General features: G+C 63.2%; 8 protein-coding genes. All 8 read left to right on the top strand.

Translation table 11 applies throughout. The features are described 5' to 3' along the window. The first annotated feature begins 4 nt into the window (after nt 1-4). The 8 genes from ACMGT0_RS19495 to glcE all read left to right on the top strand — a co-directional run bounded on the left by ACMGT0_RS19495 (nt 5) and on the right by glcE (nt 18,686). Complete coding sequence (locus ACMGT0_RS19495; RefSeq protein ID WP_054057642.1) at nt 5-967, top strand: hypothetical protein; 963 nt, start codon at nt 5-7, stop codon at nt 965-967. Nucleotides 968-1,044: 77 nt separating this feature from the next. Then, nucleotides 1,045-2,415: a hypothetical protein gene (locus tag ACMGT0_RS19490; RefSeq protein ID WP_054057643.1), complete on the top strand. Its 1,371-nt coding sequence runs from the start codon at nt 1,045-1,047 to the stop codon at nt 2,413-2,415. 13 nt (nt 2,416-2,428) lie between these two features. Beyond that, nucleotides 2,429-6,925, top strand: a complete 4,497-nt coding sequence (locus ACMGT0_RS19485) for a DUF6603 domain-containing protein (protein WP_054057644.1) — start codon at nt 2,429-2,431, stop codon at nt 6,923-6,925. Nucleotides 6,926-6,984: 59 nt separating this feature from the next. Further along, nucleotides 6,985-9,423, top strand: a complete 2,439-nt coding sequence (locus tag ACMGT0_RS19480; RefSeq protein ID WP_054057645.1) for a hypothetical protein — start codon at nt 6,985-6,987, stop codon at nt 9,421-9,423. Further along, nucleotides 9,420-13,736, top strand: coding sequence for a hypothetical protein (locus ACMGT0_RS19475; protein WP_054064270.1), 4,317 nt, complete (start codon nt 9,420-9,422; stop codon nt 13,734-13,736). The genes ACMGT0_RS19480 and ACMGT0_RS19475 overlap by 4 nt, the downstream gene beginning before the upstream one ends. 26 nt (nt 13,737-13,762) lie before the next feature. Further along, nucleotides 13,763-16,087 carry a hypothetical protein gene (locus ACMGT0_RS19470; RefSeq protein WP_054057647.1) on the top strand — a complete coding sequence of 775 codons (2,325 nt, stop codon included), beginning with the start codon at nt 13,763-13,765 and terminating at the stop codon, nt 16,085-16,087. Nucleotides 16,088-16,131: 44 nt separating this feature from the next. Continuing rightward, on the top strand, nt 16,132-17,631 hold the full coding sequence (gene glcD / locus ACMGT0_RS19465) for a glycolate oxidase subunit GlcD (RefSeq protein ID WP_416769347.1): 1,500 nt from the start codon (nt 16,132-16,134) through the stop codon (nt 17,629-17,631). Beyond that, nucleotides 17,631-18,686, top strand: coding sequence for a glycolate oxidase subunit GlcE (gene glcE, locus ACMGT0_RS19460; RefSeq protein WP_054064267.1), 1,056 nt, complete (start codon nt 17,631-17,633; stop codon nt 18,684-18,686). Before glcD ends, glcE begins: the two co-directional genes overlap by 1 nt. Nucleotides 18,687-18,688 lie beyond the last annotated feature (2 nt).

The raw sequence follows: 18,688 nt of genomic DNA, 5'->3' as shown, positions 1-18,688 counted from the left end.
CAAAATGTCCAATGACTACAACTGGCTGTTCATCCGCAACAACCTGGCCCAGACCGCGCCGGGCAAGACACCGCCGACCGATGAGTCGCCCGATTTGATCACTCGCCTTACGCCTGCCAGTGCTGCCGATCTCAGCAGTTTCGTCGAGTGCTACGACCAGAAGTTCTCGCAGGATGTCGACTACCACGCTACCAACTACGTTTATGTCCGGGCCAGGAACCTGGGCAAGGATACGACCAAAACCGCAGTGGGCAGTGTTCAACTGTGGTACTGCAGCGCCAATAACATCAACAGCAAGCCACAGTGGGTCCGGTTGAATACACAGGACCAGAGCAACGTGGTCACCATCAGTGCGCCGGGGCAGGGGGTTGCCGTCACAGAGACGCCTTTTCTGTTCAGCAACGTCTCGCCACCGGCGCAGGGCGCGCCCTACAACCTGATCGCCTTCATCACCGATGCCAACCATCCCGCACCTTCAGGCAGCGCGTTCGTGCCGCTGCAAGAGGCAATCGTGGAAGCCGGCAACGCGGCCTACGTGGCCCTGGCGGTTCCGCCCAAGCCTCCGACTCCCGCCACGGGCTTCGGCTGGTCCAGCACGGTGGCCTTGAACAATGCCCATTCCGTGGATGTGTCCGTGACCCTATCGGCTTCCAGGTTCGATCCGGGTGCCGAAATGTATTTCATATTCGACAAGCCCGATGCCAATGGCGAGGTCATTTCGATCGGCAAGGTGCCGGTGGTCAGCGGTCAGGTCTACAGCACCAACGTGACCTTGCCGGCCAACTACGTCAGCCAGGTGACGGTCTTCTACAACGCCAAGGTGCCTGCCGGTGGACAGCTCGCTTCTGACTTCCAGCTGCAGGTGATTCAGCTTCCACCCCAGCAGGGGGGGGGGACTATCCAGCCATCGAAGCTGCTCGAACAGTTCAAGGTGTCGCTGACTCAGGTCCTTTCGGTTGCCAAGTAAGGTCTGGCTCAACGCGGGAGGCCACGCAGGTGGTCTCCCGCCACAGCACTTCCCTCGACGAGCGGCCCGGAGTTCCCATGGCGATATCCTTGAAGGTGAAAAGCAACTATGGCGGCAACCTGGTCAGCCAGAAGTATCAGCCGGTCGAAACGCCGGCGTTGGAGGTGGCCGACAAGGACGATTGCCTGGCCCTGGCCAATGAGCGCATCAATGTACTGAGTGAGTTTTGCAAGCTGCCCAGGGTGCTGGATTTTTTTACCGGTGGCACCGCTGCGGCGATCCTGCACGCAGAAGACCAAGCAACCTCCCTGCCGCCCCTGGTGGTCATTTCAAGCAATCGCAGCAGTTGGATCGCCTGCGGCTTTGCACGCGGTGCCGATCGCTTGAGCGAACTGGGGCTGAACGAATTCACCGATGTCACCGACCTTCGTGCACTGGACCCCAGACCCGGGCCTGATACTCGCCCGGTCCCGGCCTGGTATTACCCCCCGCGGGTCAACAGCCCGGGCCGACGCATCTACGTCATGGTTCACGTTCTTGAATACAAGAAGTACCGCAAGGCATTGGGAGCCGTCCCCAACCTGCATGTCATCGGCTGGTCGTTTCATGCCGATGGCACTGATTGGTGGCTGAGCGGCGACTACCCCTATGTCGGTTTCGGCGCCAGCCGCTATGCGGCCATCGAGTTCTGCAAATGGCTGCGCCGCAACTCCAACCACCGCTGGGACTATGCCTGGCTCGTGGATGACAACGTTTACTACCTCAACAGTTTTCGTGGCCTGGCGGAAGCCGAGGCGGCAATGCTGGCGCGAGGCTATGTCGGCCTGGGTTTTGGCAGTGAAACGGCAACGGACACCACCGATGCCATTCTTGCCGATCGCAAGGCCAAGCGCCGTTTCGTGAGCAACCCGGGTGGCACCTACGCAGGTTCCACATTCAGGAAGGACCGGGTCCTGCAGCAGGCCGTGCTGTGGAATATCGACTGGTTGGACCAGCATAACCTGAACTTCAGTCCGTATTTCATCGCCTCGGCCGAAGACACCAGCATCACCAACTACCTGGACACCCACGGACATGCCTTCGGTATCACCACCGAGTCGACGATCCTCAAACAGACCAACAGTTATTTCGATGACGACAAGCTGGGCAAGACCCTCAACAGCATCCGTTACAACTATGAGCGTTGGTATGCGATTACCGAGGGCGCCAGGCGCGTGATCAACAAGGAGGGGGCTGCCACACCGGTCCCGCTCAAGGACTTGATCGTCAACAGTGTCTTTCCGGTTTCACTGATCAAGGACCAGGCCACAAAGAATGAAGCGCGCAATCGTGCCATTTGCCAGGCCACGGAGTCGATCCTTGCCGTCGGTGTGAAGCACGACGGTTTTACGCCCGACCAGTTGTTCCAGCCCAACGGTAATCAGCAGCAAGTGACCAGCATCACTTGAGCAGGAGTCAGCAGTGGATATCAACCAACTGGCAAGCGATCTGCGCAAGCAGGCAACGGATGACGGCAAGCTGGTGCTCGACAAGCGCCTGCTCAGCGATGAACAGGTAGCGCAGATTGCCGTCGCCTTCCTGCTCGACAAGGACGCGGCGCTGATCGTGGAGGGCGTCCAGGGCAGTGACATCATTGGTCCGGATGCCGGAGTGGTGCGGGTTACGTCAGGCACTGGCGCCCTGTTCAAGGTCAAGGATGTCGGCCTGCAACTGAGCTTTAGCATCGACGGTGACAAGGTGGCGGTGCTGATCGAGGCGAGCCTGCCTTCGGGTTGGGACTTTGCCTCAAGCTGGCCGGCGATGACGTTCTTTCCCTTCAACCTGCTCAAGCCGGCCAACCCGCGCCTGGTTTACACCTCGCTGGCGCAGGCGGCGTTTCGCTGGTCGAAGGAGGATGCAAGCACCATCGGCCTGGCCCAGGGGCAGAACTTCCTGTCCACGATCGGGCTGCAGAACATTGCCGGTGTCGGGGCGATTCTGGGGGACCTGGTAGGGACTTCGGCCTACAAGTTCTACGGCCCGTTTGCGCCAGTCAGCGATGCCCCGTACCCGGTTGGCCGGATCAGTGCCCCGGTCTCCGATGCGGTGTTTGCCATCGGGATCGGGGACTGGGCATTGAGCTTGTCCGCACCGGCGGTTGGCGTGAGCATCAGCGCCCCGGACGACAGCCCGCAGCAGATCGGTTTCGCGGTGTCCTCGCTGTTCAATGGCAAGCTCGATTGCGGCGTGGAGATCTCCCAGGGCCTCGATTCGCTGGTGATCTTTGCGCAGCCGGCACCCGGCGCGCAGTTCAATGCATCGGACATGATCAGGAGCCTGCCCGGCGGCCAGCATTACGACGACTACATTCCCCAGGCACTCAGCCAGGTGTTTGAAAACATCAGCCTGACGCGGTATCGCATGGTGCTGGTGAACAAGTCCGCGCCGGTCAGTTCGGTGACCCTGGGCATCCATACCCGGAACCCATGGACGCTGATTTCCAATGTCCTGACCCTGGAGTCCCTGACGCTCCTGATCCGGCTGATTGCACCCACCGGGCCAAAGGCCGAGACCAGCGTCGAGATCACCGCGACGGCGCAGTTTCTACCGACGCTGTTCAACACGTCATTCGACTTCACGCTTTCGCTGGCCAAACAGGCCAATGCCTGGAACATCGAGCAGATCAGCGGGCAGATGACCGAGAGTGTATCCCTGGAACACATCGTCAAGGGGGTGGTGGGAGCATCCGTACCGGTGCCCGCGGCACTGGGCGAAATCGTCTTCGACAGCTTCGGCATGACCGTGACCGGCGACCAGGGGACCTACGCCTACACGGTGTTCGGATCGGTGCGTACGGCGTTCACCTTGCTGGACACCAGCGTCGATGCGCAACTGTCGGTGTTGTTCAAGAAAACCGGTGCGGATGCCAGTGTGGCCTTGAGCGGCAGTTTCCTGGTCGGGCAGCAGAACTTCAGCTTCGAGCTCAAGTTCGATGCCGGCACCCAGCCCGGCGTGAAGCTCCAGGCGCACTGGCAGGCCGAGGACAACGACTATCTGCAGTTCGCGGATATCGCCTCGGCGCTGGGCTTTTCCATCCCCGCCATTCCTCCCGAACTCGACCTGGCCCTGTCACAGGCCAGTTTCGTCTATGACATGGGCAATAACACCGTGTTGCTCTCGGCCACCTCGGCCCATTACGGCACCGGTACCTTCGTCGCGTTGAAGACCCTGGACCCGAAAACCCAGGCAAGCACCTCCAATTATGTGTTTCAGATGTTACTCGGCTTTGAGGTGTCGCTGGCCGATCTGCCCCTGGTGGGCAAGATCTTCACCGATGACCGCCTGGGCAGTATCAGGAACGTCCAGGCACTGTTCGCCGCTTCGCCTCTGAGTGCCGACGAGGTGAAGACGCTCAACGCCATGCTGACCCAGGCCAAGGTCCCGGCGCAGTTGCCGCTGCCCAAGGATGCCAAGGGAACGACGATAGCGATCGCCGCGGGCTTCAACTTCTCGGCCGACATCGAGCTGGGAGGCGTGGCGTTGCCGCTCGCCGCCGGGGGCGATACCGCCCCGGTCAACACCCAGACCGCACCGGCCGTGGCGGCCAGGCCACCGACCGGCAATGCGGCCTGGCTGACAGTGGGCAAATCGATCGGCCCGGTATCGTTGGCGCGTATAGGCGTGCGCTATGAGGACGGCCGGGTCTGGTTGCTGATCGACGCCGGCTTCAGCCTGGCGATGCTGTCGTTCGACCTGCAGGGGCTGGGGCTCGGCTTCAGGATTCCGGACAGCAAAGGCGGTGACCTGGGCGTGGCGGCGCAGTTGGACGGCATGAGCCTGGCGCTGCAGGCCGGCCCCTTGAGCATCGCCGGTGGCTTCCTGCGCTTTGACAATGACTTTCTCGGCGAGGCGCGGGTGAGCGTGGCGACGTTCTCGCTCACAGCCATTGGCGGTTATGCCCCGGATGAAAGCTCGTTCTTCATTTTCGTGCGCCTGCAGCAACCGCTGGGGGGGCCTCCCTTCTTCTTCGTCACCGGCCTGGCTGGCGGTTTTGGTATCAACCGCAGCCTGCTGCTGCCCACTATCGATCAATTGACCAGCTACCCGCTGTTGCCACAGAACAACAAGCGCCCGGAGAACAGCTTTCCCACAACGCTGGGCACCAGCAACCCGGGGCAGGTGCTGCAGCAGACCCTGGTCAAGACCCAGTCCTACATCCACCCCCAGGCCGGCGAGTACTGGGTGGCCGCCGGTATCGACTTCACGTCGTTCGAAATGGTCGATGCCACGGCCTTGTTGACCGTGTCGTTCGGTGTATCGCTGGAGGTGGCCCTCCTGGGGATCTGCCGGGTGACCGTCCCCAAGGGCGCCCCCAAGCCCATCGTCTACCTGGAGGTGGCGCTGGAGGCCCGCTTCGAGTCGAGCAGCGGGCTGATCGCCGTCGATGGCCGGTTGACCCCGGCGTCGTTCATCTACGCCGGGCTCTGCCATGTCAGTGGCGGCTTTGCGTTCTACACCTGGTATGCCGGCGAGCATGCCGGCGAGTTCCTGGTGTCGATCGGCGGCTACAGCCCGCGATTCAAGAAGCCGGACTATTTCCCGACTGTCCCGCGTCTGCAGATGGTCTACGAGACCGGCCCCCTGGTCCTCAAGGGCGAGTGCTATTTCGCGTTGCTCTCGCACACCCTGATGGCCGGCTTCAACGTCCAAGCTACCTGGGAGTCGGGGCCGATCAGTGCCTGGTTCAGCGTCGGGGTCGATTTCCTGCTGGGCTGGCGACCGTTCCACTACGAGGCCGATGCCTATATCCACCTGGGCGCCTCGTTCAAGGCCAACCTGCTGTTCGTCACCGTGAGGATCACCATTCACGTCGGCGTCGAGCTGAGCGTCTGGGGCCCCGAGTTCGGCGGCGTGGCGACGGTCGACCTGGATATCATCAGCTTCAGTGTGCGTTTCGGCAGCGACAGGGCCCAACCGGACCCGGTGAGCTGGGAGGACTTCAAGACCTCCTTCCTGCCTGCAGCCAACGGCGCCACCCGCCAGCAGGGGCTGCAGGCCCGCAGCAATGCCGACAAGGCCGCAGGCGCACAACCGGCCCAACTGGTCATGGGCATGGTTCAACAGGGACTGATCAGCGACCTGAAAGCCAAGGACAGCGCGGCATTCTTTGACTGGGTGCTGGACCCCAACCATTTCGCCCTGGCCTCGAGCCTGGTGATCCCCAGCAAGACCGCACGGTTCAACGACTTCAAGGTCAACACGCCGTTCACTCCGACCGGTGCGTTCACCTATGTCGGCAGCGGCACGGCCCCGGATGGCCCCAGCGCCTATGGTGCCAGGGATGACGCGGGCTGGGCCGATGACTTTGGCGTTCTGCCCATGGCCCTGGACTCGGCGGATTTCAGTGTCGATCACCAGTTGCAACTGACCCGCCTGCCGGCCGGCGAGGATTACACCAAGCCTGAGAATTATCGGCTGCCGGTCAATGAAGTCGCCGTGGGCATCGTGTTGCAGAACGCCCAGGCGGCGCTCTGGGCGGGAACGGATCCGGGGCTCAACGGTACCCGCATGATCGCCGACACCCTGAGCGGCCTGCAGTTGCTGCCGATGATTCGCCACCCCGCGATAACGGCGGATGCGGACCTCTGGGCGCTGTTGTTCGACACCACGAAGAAGATGCTCTGGCTGCTCGACACCCCGACCATCGCCACCGAAGACAATTTCGCCGCCACCCTCAGCGAGCAGGGCACCGTGCTCAGCTACGAGCGGGCCGGTAACCCTGTGCGCAATGTCGATTTCGAGCTGGCCGACCTGGCCGCTGCGGCGGTCGTTGCCGAGCGCGGCAAGATGGTCGATAGCCTCAATGCCCTGGGCTTCAGCTTTGACAGTGCAGCCCTTGATGTCAGCCGCCTGGCCAGCTTCCCGCTTTGGGACTGGCCGATGATTCGCGTGCTGGGTGAAGAAACCAGCGCAATCTGATCACGACGTGTTGGAGACAAGCAGTGGCGGATAATCGGGAACATCCCATTCAGGGAACGGTGAAATTCATCCAGCACAACCTGCCCGGGCTGGAGGCTGGCGAGTACCAGTTCACGGTCTCCCAGCGTGTCTCGCAGGAGCGGCAGAACTACGCCAGCCAGTATCACTTCGCGGTGCAGGCCCCGCGTTTCAGCCTCGACAGGAATGATATCCAGGCGGTGTTTCCGCCTGACCAGACCCAGGGCGAGTACACCAACACGCTGGCCCATGTGGTGTTCACCAAGCAGACCCTGCCGTGGATGCGTCGCCCCGGCCTGGCTGAGCCCGTGGTGGCTTTTCCCGACCAGGAGCATGACCACGATGTGCCGACCTGGATGGCCGTGTTGATCTTCGATGAAGACGATGAACTGGCGTTCAAGGATCAGGGGTTCAGTGCCAGTCCCCGTGCCGGCAAGTTGCGCGACCTGTTCTTCAAGCGCCCGCAGGGGCAGGGCAGCCAGGGCTATTCGTATTTCTATGCGGCTGCGGACCTGGACAGCTCCAGCGATGCGGCCCAGCTGGAGAAGTACCTGGACCATGGTCAGCAGGCCGAAGACGCCTGCAACTACATCGACATCCCCCTGGGGCTGTTCTGGAACGTGGCACCATCCCTGGACGACCTGAAGATGATGGCCCATGTCCGTAACGTGGAGATTATCCGCAAGGCGACGCAGAACGGTGTACCGGCCTCGCGTAACGACCTGTCCAGGGTCCCCGGCACTTCCAATTTCGCGATCGTCACCGGCAGTCGCCTGCCGCAGACCGGCAAGCGTTGCATTGCCCACCTGGTGTCGCTGGAGGCCCTGGAACCCTTCCTGCCGATTGACCCGGCCACCAGCGACAACGCCGCCGAGATCACTCGCCCGCGTTCGGTACAGGCGCCGGGTGAGTCGGCATTTGCCATCGACGACCAGGGGTTCATGCGCCTGGTTTCGCTCACCAGCTGGTCTTTCACTTCCACCGGCACGGGCAAGCGTTTCGAGCAACTGTTGCTCGAGCTCAAACCGAAGAACCCACTGCCCGAGCCGGACACGCCTTCGACCGTGGCCGCCAACTTTGCCATGGGCCTGCCGGTGACGGCGGTGCAGGCGGGTGATTCGACGCAAACCCGGCAGGCCAAGAACGCCCTGCAGATGGGCTACACGGCGCTCAGGCATCAAACCCGCGATGCCGGCAACACGGTTTCGTGGTATCGCGGCCCGCTGACGCCCTACCAGATCAAGACTCATACCGTTCCACCCACCTGGACCTCGGCGGACGCGGCAACCCATTACAATCCCGATACCGGGCTGTTTGACATCTCCTACGCGGCGGCCTGGCAGTTGGGCCAGTTGCTGGCGTTGCAGAACAAGCACTTTTCGGTACTGCTCTACAACTGGCGACGGGACAACCTGCGCGATGTGGTCGCGCAGATGGAGGCGATCGTGCTGCAGCAGTCGTTCGATGAAATCCGGCAGCAATTGCACAGTGATCCGCTGATCTACCCGTTGCTCAGGCCCTTCCTGCCGACCCCCGAAGCCACACTCGATACGGGCAACCTGGCGGTGGCCCGCTCGCACCGGGTCCGGCACCAGCGTGAAGTGCTGTCGGACGCCTCGCAGTTTCTGACCGTTGGCGACTCCCGATTGAGCGTGCCGCTGGAGATCTATACCTGGCTGGGCAAGCTCAAGCTGCTCGACGGCGTACCGTTCAATTACCTGGTGCCGGATGAACGGATGCTGCCATCGGAGTCGATACGTTTCTTCTACCTGGATGAGAACTGGATCCAGAGCCTGCTCGACGGCGCGTTGAGTATCGGCCGGGCTGTCACCGGCAATGCCGCCGATCCGTCGTTGGCCCACGATGTGGCGATCAGGGCCAAGGTCAACCGGCGAGCCACTGGCCATGCCTCGACCCTGCGCCGGGTCGCCCTGGGGCTGGAGGATCAGGCCGAGGAAAAAGTCGAAATGGACGTGGTCAGTGGCTTCGTTCTGCGTTCGCAGGTGGTGCAGGGATGGCCGGGGCTTGAGGTCAATGCCTACACCCCCGACGGCAAGGCCATGGACATCGTGCGCTTTGAGCGCCTGGCGCCAGACGTGCTGTTGTGCCTGTTCGAGCTCGATGGGCAGACCCTGGGGTCGCTGGACATTCACGAGCCTGCCGAGGGCTTGCATTTCGGCGTGGCGGACACCGAGCCGAAAAGCATCAACCTTCGCTACAACTTCACCAATGCCACCCAGACCCATACCGCCGGTGAACAGGTGCCGGATGTGTTCCAGAGCGTGCCCTTCCGCGATCAGGCACAGCGGTTGCTGCGACTGTATCGCCTGTCCAGGAACCTGCATGACCCCCGGTACGGTGACTACATCCAGGGTATCTACAGTGGCTTCGACCACCTGCCGTCTTCCGAATTCGCCTTGCAGATGGTCAAGGGCGTGGGCCTTGTTTCGTTCGATCTCAGCGCAGGAACCGACCAATGACCTTGATAATCCCTGTGAACGTACAAGCCCTGCGGGTCAGCACGAATGATGCGAGCCTGGTGACCAAGAGCACCGAGCTGTTCTGCGGTGCCACCACGAACTACGGCGGGTTGCCCTGGCGCGAGCCGGATCCCAATGGGGCCATCGTGCATTCCGGCACCTGGACCAAGGCCAATGTCAGTACCAACACCTACAACCCGATGAACCAGAATGTGATCGAGCAGCTCAAGGCGGGCATTCACCTGCATTGGGCCTTGCCCGATAGCATCGCCCAGGGACGCCAGGCGCCTGATGGTACGGTCGATTACCCGCCGGCGCCCAATCGTTGGCTGGTGACGCGCATCATCCAGCAATCACAGGGCACCCAAGTGAAGCAGTGGGTGGTCGAGAGCGATTATCTGATGACGCCCGAGCAGTACCGCTCGGAGTACTACCCGGCCAGTCAGCGCAACAGCATCTCGCTGCCGGTGGGTTGGGACGTGCCACCCGGCTATGACGTCGAGGGTAATGGCGGGGCGGCCTACTACCCGCCTTCACGGCGCATGGGGCGGGTCTTTGAACTCAGGAACTGGCAGCCCACGCCTGACGCACCGGGGGCGGCGCTGACCGATGTACGCCATCTGCCGGCGTTCGTGCTGTCGCCCGGCAACTTCATGGCCGCCGGGCAGAACCTGGGCTCGATCAGCGCCCTGGGCAACAGTGGGCCGACGTTCAGCGCCTACTATCCCGATTGCGCCAGCGCATTCGGTTTTCACGACACCTTCCTGGACCTGGAGCAAGACAAGCCACAGAAATGGCATCTGGACAATGTACAGTTCCAGGTGTCGTACCAGGTCAGCGGCTGGCACAGCAGCGCGGCCGATGACCCCCTGCAGGGCCAGGCCTTCAGGCAGGCGCTGGCTGTGGCCGAGGCTGACAACGCCAACAGGCCGGCCGATCGGCGACTGACCCCCGCGCAAGTGTTCGCCCAGGTGGTGCAGGGCTTCCATGGCTGGCAGTACCAGCCGACAGTTGATGAGCGGCCTTCACGCTGTCTGTACAGCGCACAGGTGGCGGGCATTCCCTGGAACACCACCGGGCAGAATCCGCTGCAGCCCAACACCCGGCCCGGGTTTCCCAAGTGCTACCTGGCGCCTTTGACCACCCGCGACGAGACGGTGCGCGCGGCCATGGGCAGCTCCAGTTCCTCCGCCCTGGCTGCCTTGATCAAGGAGCAGTGGAGTGGCTGGAAACCGCAGGAACCCCAGGGCGACCTGCCGCCGGCGAGTGACGAAATCGAGCACAACCTGGAGTTTCTGCTCGATGCCCTGCAGATGGGCCTTCTGGAGCGGCTGGGCCGCTCCCTGACCCTGGTCCAGCTGGAGCAGGAGGTGCATCAGAATGGCTTTGGCGCGCTGCAGTCCGGGCGTATCTGGATGATTCGCCAGAAACAGACGGGGAGCGGTTCGCCCTACGCTGCGCCGCAGGTGGTGCTGCCTGACGACAGCAACCAACTGGCGGAGAAACTCAACTCACTGAACCTGTACCAGCAGCGCCTGGACGCGCTGCTCAACATCATCGTGTCGTGTCGCCAGCAGATTTTCATGGACTGGTACAAGTACATCACCGGGCTCTACGACGAAACCGGTTCGGTGCCTTTCGACGTCACGCAGTTGAACAGCTACCTGGCCGAACAGATCCTGGACCTGTGGGCCAAGTTCGAAGCGGCCTTTGGCAAGTCTGCCGACGCGTCCCCGGCGACGGGTAACATTCCGGTTTTCCCTTGTGGGCCTCAGGACTTTCTCAGCCAGGCCGCCAATGGTACCTACCTCACCAAGGCTTCGCCGCAGAGCCTGGTCGGGCAACTGGTCTCCCAGGCCAATACGCTGGTGGGCCTGCTGGCCAGCGACTACAGCCAGTTCGAGTTGCAGACCACCAACGCGGCGCGTTTCTGGCAACCCAACGAGCCGGTGCTGGTGGTCACCGGCGACAGCCTGCAACCGGCCCGGCGTAATGGCAACGTCAAGAGCCTGCCATGCCGTCTGGGCGGGCAGTTGTTGAGCCAGGTCGGCACGGCGGCTGGCGCCCGGTTGACGGCCACGGTCCTGCAGGGCTCCCTGGCGCTCGGTGTGCCCCAGGTCAATCCGGGGCAGGGCCCGGAGGCGCGCGACCTGCAACCGATCCTCGCCGACCTGGCGCTTGTGCTGGGAGAAAAGAGTCTGCTCGACCCGCTGCTGGCACCGCAGATTGCCGGGGCACTCAACGGCGCGCCGGTGGCCGATGTACTGGCGGCCCAGCAGGCGCTCATCGGGAAAATCCAGCAGGCCTGGACGGTGAACTCGTCAGCGCCCTGGAAAACCCTGCCGATCATCGAGAACCCCAGCGCAACCGGCAATGGCTTGACGCTGACCTGGAGCGGGCAGGCCCCGCAGGGGTTGGCGCTCAATCATGCGCTGGACTGGCAGGACCCGTTCCTGCCGCTCTTTCTGGTCTGGGAGGCCAGCTACGTACCCTTCGAACACAATCGCAACGGGGTGCCGAACTACAGCACCGACTACATCACCGAACAGTTCCAGCTCGACGAACGCGAGATCGAACTGGTGCAGGGCAAGACCCCCGCGCAGCCGGTACAGAGCCAGGTGAAACTGAGCGACAGCATCCTGCTGTCGTCCAGGATTGCCGAGCCGCTGATCGAACAACTGCGCCGCTACCTGCAGGACAACGACAATCCCGAACTGCAGGCGATCGTCCAATACCTGCTGGACAAGCCGCTGCTGGCCCAGGGCCTGAGCGGGGTCAACGCCGGGTTCCTCACGCGGGCGGCGGGTTTGCAGCTCAACCCGTTCAACCCCTTCTACGATGAGGAGTCGACACCGGGCGCGCTGGTCGACGGCTTCGACAACACCCAGTACATCAACAGCCTGACCCACTTCGTGGCCTGGGCGGCAGGCGAGCAGACCGGGCAGGTACCGATCACTCAGCAGAGCCTGTACAACCTGTTGCGCGCAGGCTTTTTCACCCTCTCGAAGTTGCAATTGGTCGATGTGTTCGGGCGCAGGCGGGACCTGATCGATACCGAGCATTTCGAGGACAGCCGGAAGGTCACCGTCTCGTGGCAGATGCAGGCCCCAGACAACACCGCGGGCAAGGCTTACCTGGCGCCACGGGTTGCCCAGCCCAGTCGCCTGCTGTTTCGCTGGCTCAGCGCCGAGAACGACGAGGTGCAGATGAATCCGGTGCCCTCGACCTCGCCACTGTGCGGCTGGATCGTGCCGAACTACCTGGAGAATGCGCTGATGCTGTTCACCGGAACCGGGGAGGTGCTGGGTTCGCTCGGGGTGTTTGGCGCCCAGCAGCGTGTCACCTGGCATTCGGCGCCGGGCAATGCCGCCCGCTCGATGCAGCAGGACCTGGCCGATGCCAACCCCCACCTGGTGAAGTTGGCCACGTTCATCCAGGGCAAGCCCAGGGACTTTTTCGCGGCCTTGCTCGGTACCTTCGACAACGCCCATACCTACATCCTGCCGGATGACAAGCAGGCGGCCCAGGCGCAGGCGGTGTTGATGGGCCAGCCGCTGGCGCTGGTGCGGGCCAGCTTGCGCTACGAGATCCAGGGGTTGCCGGCCTCGGTGACCAGCAGCGAAGAACTGGCACGGTTGCTGCCGACCCAGAGCGACAAGACCTACGACTGGACACAGCGTGACAGCGCCGGTATCGGCCAGGTGGATATTCCCGTACGGCTGGGCGATCGTGATCACCTGGAAGACGGCCTGGTGGCCTACCTGCTCGATGGCGAGACGCCCTATACCACCCTATATGCCCCGGCAGCGCCGACCCCGGCGGTGGAGGGGATCGAACGGCCCGCAGCCGACACCATCACGCTCAACCTGCGCGCCAATATCGACCCGCCCGCGCGGCCCTATGCGGACGCCAGGGCGCAGATCGCCGACCTGCGCAACGTTCATGTTCCGTTGCAAAAGACCCTGAGCCTGCTGGTCGACCCTCGTGCGAGGGTGCATGCAACGACCGGCCTGCTGCCGGTCAAGGCCATTGGCATTCCACCCGACATCACGGCTGCGGCCTTGCGCAACATCGAGATGACCTTCTTCACCCACCCGATCCTGCGCAGTCGGCAGGGCCTGAGCCTGCCGGTGCCCCCCGAGTCGGGGTTCGTCTGGGAATGGACCACCAGTGTCCTGCGCGATGGCCAGCAGGTGCCGCATGACGAGGCGCTGCCACCCAGCCAGACAGGAGACCGTGCGTCGTTCTCCTATACACCGCAAACGGCTGAGGATGGCTGGCTCAAACTCAAGCCAGCACCGCAAACCGAATAGGGATTGGACAAGAGAGGGACCATGCCATGGCTGTGAGCGCGCAATTGCTGAATGACTCGACGAGCAAGCCCGACATCTATATCGGGCGCACTGACCTGGGGGCGTATACGCTGACGGTGACCAGCAGCGTGGCGGTGACCGCGACGGACATTCGCCTGCAGTTCCCGACCACGATCTTCACGGTATTGGATGTGTCGAAGATCATTGTCAGTAGTGGCGGCTGGAAGCCAACGGTCCAGGGTAACATGCTGGTGCTCAACGGCAGTCAGCCGATCGCTGCCGGGGGCAGCTTGCAGATCAGGCTGGGGGCGGTGCGCTCCAGCCTCCTCAGCCAGACCAACGCCGACCTCGGCGTACGGGTCAACGGACAGAACATTTCTCCTACCTTCAGGATTTTCCTGCTGCGCTACCCGGAGTCCGCCGGCGACCTTCGCCAGAACATGGCCGCAGCGCTGCTGCCGGACAGCAGCGTCTACCGGACGCCGCAGGACAACGACGTTATCCACAACCTGCTGCTGTTGCAGTTGAGCAACCTGCAGCCGGGCGAACCGCTGGTCACCAAGCCCTGGGTGCAGACCCCGACGGTGCTGTTGTCCTTCGTGTATGGCGACAGTATCGGTGCGCTCACGCCAGCCGACCCGCAGGACCAGTACTCGGCCTGGAACATCAAGGCCTCGGTGGAAGCCACCTACCATGATGGCCAGCAGACCTACGAGTGGGATGCCACCAATCCCGATCCGGGGGGCGGGGCCACCGACCCGATCTGGACGTTCAAACCGGTCGAAACCAACCGTGCCGTGCTGGGGGCGGGCAGCGGAGCGACGGCGTCGTTCATCGTCGAGGACATCACCACCCAGGCGCCGCACGGAACTACGCTGGCCTATCTGCAGTACAGCAATTTTCCCGGCTATGACGACGGCTACTTCTCCCTGCCGCTGCGAAAACTCGAGCCGACGCCGAACATCATCTTCTTCAATGCGGTACCGTCCAACCTGGCCAACCTGGGCGATGAAGTCACCTTGCGTTGGCAATGCTTCGACATTCGCCAGGTCAAGTTGCAGTTCGGCAACACCACCCTCGACAGCGCCAAGGGTGAGATTGGTACCGGGGTGAGCAGCATTGCCCAATACAGGATCAAGCTCGACACCACGACCCAGTTCACGCTCAATGCCTACCAGAAACTCAACGCTGGTACTCCGGATTTCACCAGCCAGTTCACCGTGAACGTGCCGCCGGTGGGTATCGATTCCTTTCTCGCCAGTGCCGATAGCGGCACCTTGCCGGCCGAGGTGCAACTGAGCTGGGAGATCCGGGCAGCCTTGTCGGCGACCATCACGGCGCCGGGGCAGAGCGATTACGAGATACCCGGGAAGGATCTGGCGGCAGGCCGTCACCCGGTATTTCCACCCAGGCCGTTGACCTACACCCTGACCGTTCAGGGGCAGGGTGGGCCGCTGGTCAGGAAGCTGGACCTGTTCTTTCTCAAGCGAGGTTTCACCACCTTCCACACGGATACCGATTTCAGGGCGTTGAGCGGCGCCATCCTGCTGGGCAATGCCCAGGTCCTGTGGCTGTTCTCACCGGACCAGGGCAAGGCGATTTTCAATACGCGGGACGGGCAGACCTGGACCCAGGTGGCGGTCCTTGCCGACAGCTTTGCGGCACGCTCCAATGCCGGTGGCGTGTTTTGGAAGGGCAAGTTCTGGATCATGGGGGGGGACACCGGGTCCCAGCGCCTCAATGACATCTGGAGCAGCGGCGACGGCATGCAATGGACGCAGGTGACGGCGGGTGCGGCCTGGCCCGGGCGCAGTGATTTCGGGTGCGTGGTTTTCCAGGACAAGCTGTGGGTGATGGGCGGGGTGGACCAGAACTATCAGTTGCTCAACGACGTCTGGTGCACCAGCGATGGCAGCAACTGGCAAAAGGTTGGCACGGCAGGTTGGGTGCCACGCTCGCGTTTTGGCGTCGCGGCTTCGAGTACCACCCTCTATGTCGTGGGTGGCATGATCGACATCAATACGGTCAGTGGTGACCTGTGGACCTGCGAACAGGGCGGAACCTGGAATCAGCAGCCGGGGTTGCCGGCATTGAGCCGTTCGGACCCTATCGTATTCAGCCGTGACGGCGCCTTGTATGTTCTGGGCGGCATCGCGCCGGATGGTACGGCATTGAAGGATCTGCATCGCTATTCCAATAGCAGTTGGAGTGCTTTACCCGGGATCGATTGGACCGTATCGCGTCCGGGGGCCACCTGGTTCCGCGGGGGCCTGTGGATTGCGGCAGGTACCCGTGGGACCCATGACGCCGGTGCCGGGCCGAACAAGGATGTGTTTGTGCTGATGCTCTAGGTTGGGTTGACCAAGGCACAATAATAGCCATGAGCGGGGTGACCATGAACATTCTCCACGATGAGAGCGTCGATGGCGTTCTGCCGCGGGTCGATAAACAACAGTTGTTGTCCGCCCTTGCAGCCGACATCCCGGACCTGACCGTGCTCAGCCGCAGCGAAGACCTCAGGCCTTATGAGTGCGATGGGTTGTCCGCCTATCGCACGATGCCGTTGCTGGTGCTGCTGCCCGAGCGGATCGAGCAGGTCGAGTCGATACTCGTGATCTGCCACCGCTTGCAGGTTCCCGTTGTAGCGCGCGGCAGTGGCACCGGCCTGTCCGGGGGCGCGTTGCCGTTGGAGCAGGGCGTGCTGCTGGTGATGTCGCGCTTCAACCGGATCCTGGAGATCAATGCGCAAGGGCGTTATGCCAGGGTCCAGCCCGGCGTGCGCAACCTGGCCATCTCGCAGGCCGCGGCGCCGTTCAACCTTTACTACGCGCCCGACCCCTCGTCCCAGATCGCCTGCTCGATCGGCGGCAATGTCGCCGAGAATGCCGGCGGCGTGCACTGCCTCAAGTACGGGCTGACCGTGCATAACCTGCTGCAAGTGCAGATCCTCACCGTCGAGGGGGAACGGCTGACCCTGGGTGCCGAGAGCCTGGATTGTCCGGGTTTCGATCTGCTGGCGCTGTTCACCGGCTCCGAGGGCATGCTCGGGGTGGTGACGGAGGTGACGGTCAAGCTGCTGCCCAAGCCCCAGGTGGCCAAGGTGCTGCTGGCGGCGTTCGACTCGGTGGAGCAGGCCGGTGCCGCGGTCGGCCGCATTATCGCCGCGGGCATCATTCCCGGCGGGCTGGAGATGATGGACAACCTGGCGATCCGCGCCGCCGAGGACTTCATTCATGCCGGCTACCCGGTGGACGCGGCGGCCATCCTGCTCTGCGAGCTGGATGGGGTGGAGTCCGATGTGCATGACGACTGCACGCGGGTTCGCCGGATCCTGGTGGAGGGGGGCGCCACCCAGGTGCGCCAGGCCGAGGATGAGGCCGAGCGGGTGCGTTTCTGGGCCGGGCGCAAGAATGCCTTTCCCGCAGTTGGGCGTATCTCGCCGGACTACTACTGCATGGACGGTACCATCCCCCGGCGTGCGCTGCCGGGGGTGTTGAAAGCGATCGCCGAACTGTCCCGCGAGTACGACCTGCGCGTGGCCAACGTCTTTCATGCCGGTGACGGCAACATGCACCCGCTGATTCTCTTCGATGCCAACACGCCGGGTGAACTGGAGCGGGCCGAGCAGCTTGGCGGGCGGATCCTCGAACTGTGCGTGTCGGTCGGCGGCAGCATCACCGGTGAGCACGGCGTCGGCCGCGAGAAGATCAACCAGATGTGTGTCCAGTTCAACGCCGACGAGCTCACGGCGCTCCATGCCATCAAGGCGGCCTTCGATCCGGCGGGGCTGCTCAACCCGGGCAAGAACATTCCCACCCTGCACCGATGCGCCGAATTCGGTGCCCTGCATGTGCACAACGGTCAATTGCCTTTTCCTGAACTTGAGCGCTTTTGATGCACGAGAGAGCTTTCGACGCCAGTGCCCAACTGCTCGATCAGGTCAAGGCCGCGCTGGCCTCGGGTACCCGTCTCGACATCCGGGGCGGCCAGTCCAAGGCCTGGCTGGGCCGGGCGGTCCAGGGACAGGTTATCGATACCCGTGCCCACCAGGGCATCGTCAACTACGATCCCACCGAATTGATTGTCACGGCACGGGCCGGGACGCCGCTGCGGGTGCTTGAGGCGACCCTGGCCGAGCACGGGCAATGCCTGCCGTGCGAGCCACCGCATTTTGGCCCCGACGCCACCGTCGGCGGCATGGTCGCCGTCGGGCTGTCGGGGCCGCGCCGTCCCTGGGCGGGCTCGGTCCGTGATTTCGTGCTCGGCACGCGGGTGATCAGCGGCGAGGCGAAGCACCTGCGTTTTGGTGCCGAGGTCATGAAGAACGTCGCCGGCTACGATGTCTCGAGGTTGATGGCCGGCAGTTTTGGCTGCCTGGGCCTGATCACCGAAGTGTCGCTGAAGGTCCTCCCCAGGCCACGTGCGGTGGCCAACCTGCGGCTGGACCTGGAACTGCCGCAGGCCATGCGTCGTCTGGCCGAGTGGGGCCGGCAGCCGCTGCCGATCAGCGCGGCCTGTCATGATGGCCGCGTCCTGCACCTTCGCCTGGAAGGGGGAGAGGGCTCGGTCCACGCGGCCCGTGAGCGCCTGGGCTGTGAGACCGTCGAGCCAGGCTTCTGGGAGGACCTGAAGGAGCATCGCCTGGCGTTCTTCGCCGACTCGCGGCCCCTCTGGCGCTTGTCCGTACCGGCGATGGCCGCGCCACTGGATCTGCCCGGCGATCAATGGGTCGACTGGGGTGGCGCCCAGCGCTGGCTCAAGAGCGAGGCCGAGCCTGAGCGGATTCGGCATGTCGTCAGCCAGGTCGGAGGGCATGCCACCTGTTTTTCCGGTGGCGATTCGCCCTTCCACCCGCTGCCGCAAGGGCTGCTGCACTATCACCGCCAGCTCAAGCGCCGGCTCGATCCGCAGGGCATCTTCAACCCGGGCCGCCTGTACAAGGAGCTGTGAGA

This window comes from Pseudomonas sp. RHF3.3-3 (genome assembly GCF_048069595.1).
In the GTDB taxonomy this organism is placed as follows: Bacteria; Pseudomonadota; Gammaproteobacteria; order Pseudomonadales; family Pseudomonadaceae; genus Aquipseudomonas; species Aquipseudomonas fuscovaginae_B.
This window is presented reverse-complemented; position numbering and strand designations above follow the sequence as displayed.

Coding starts and splice junctions, on each gene's coding strand:
- ACMGT0_RS19490 (WP_054057643.1), top strand. CDS start 1,045: ATGGCGATATCCTTGAAGGTGAAAAGCAACTATGGCGGCAACCTGGTC.
- ACMGT0_RS19470 (WP_054057647.1), top strand. CDS start 13,763: ATGGCTGTGAGCGCGCAATTGCTGAATGACTCGACGAGCAAGCCCGAC.
- glcD (WP_416769347.1), top strand. CDS start 16,132: ATGAACATTCTCCACGATGAGAGCGTCGATGGCGTTCTGCCGCGGGTC.
- ACMGT0_RS19475 (WP_054064270.1), top strand. CDS start 9,420: ATGACCTTGATAATCCCTGTGAACGTACAAGCCCTGCGGGTCAGCACG.
- glcE (WP_054064267.1), top strand. CDS start 17,631: ATGCACGAGAGAGCTTTCGACGCCAGTGCCCAACTGCTCGATCAGGTC.
- ACMGT0_RS19495 (WP_054057642.1), top strand. CDS start 5: ATGTCCAATGACTACAACTGGCTGTTCATCCGCAACAACCTGGCCCAG.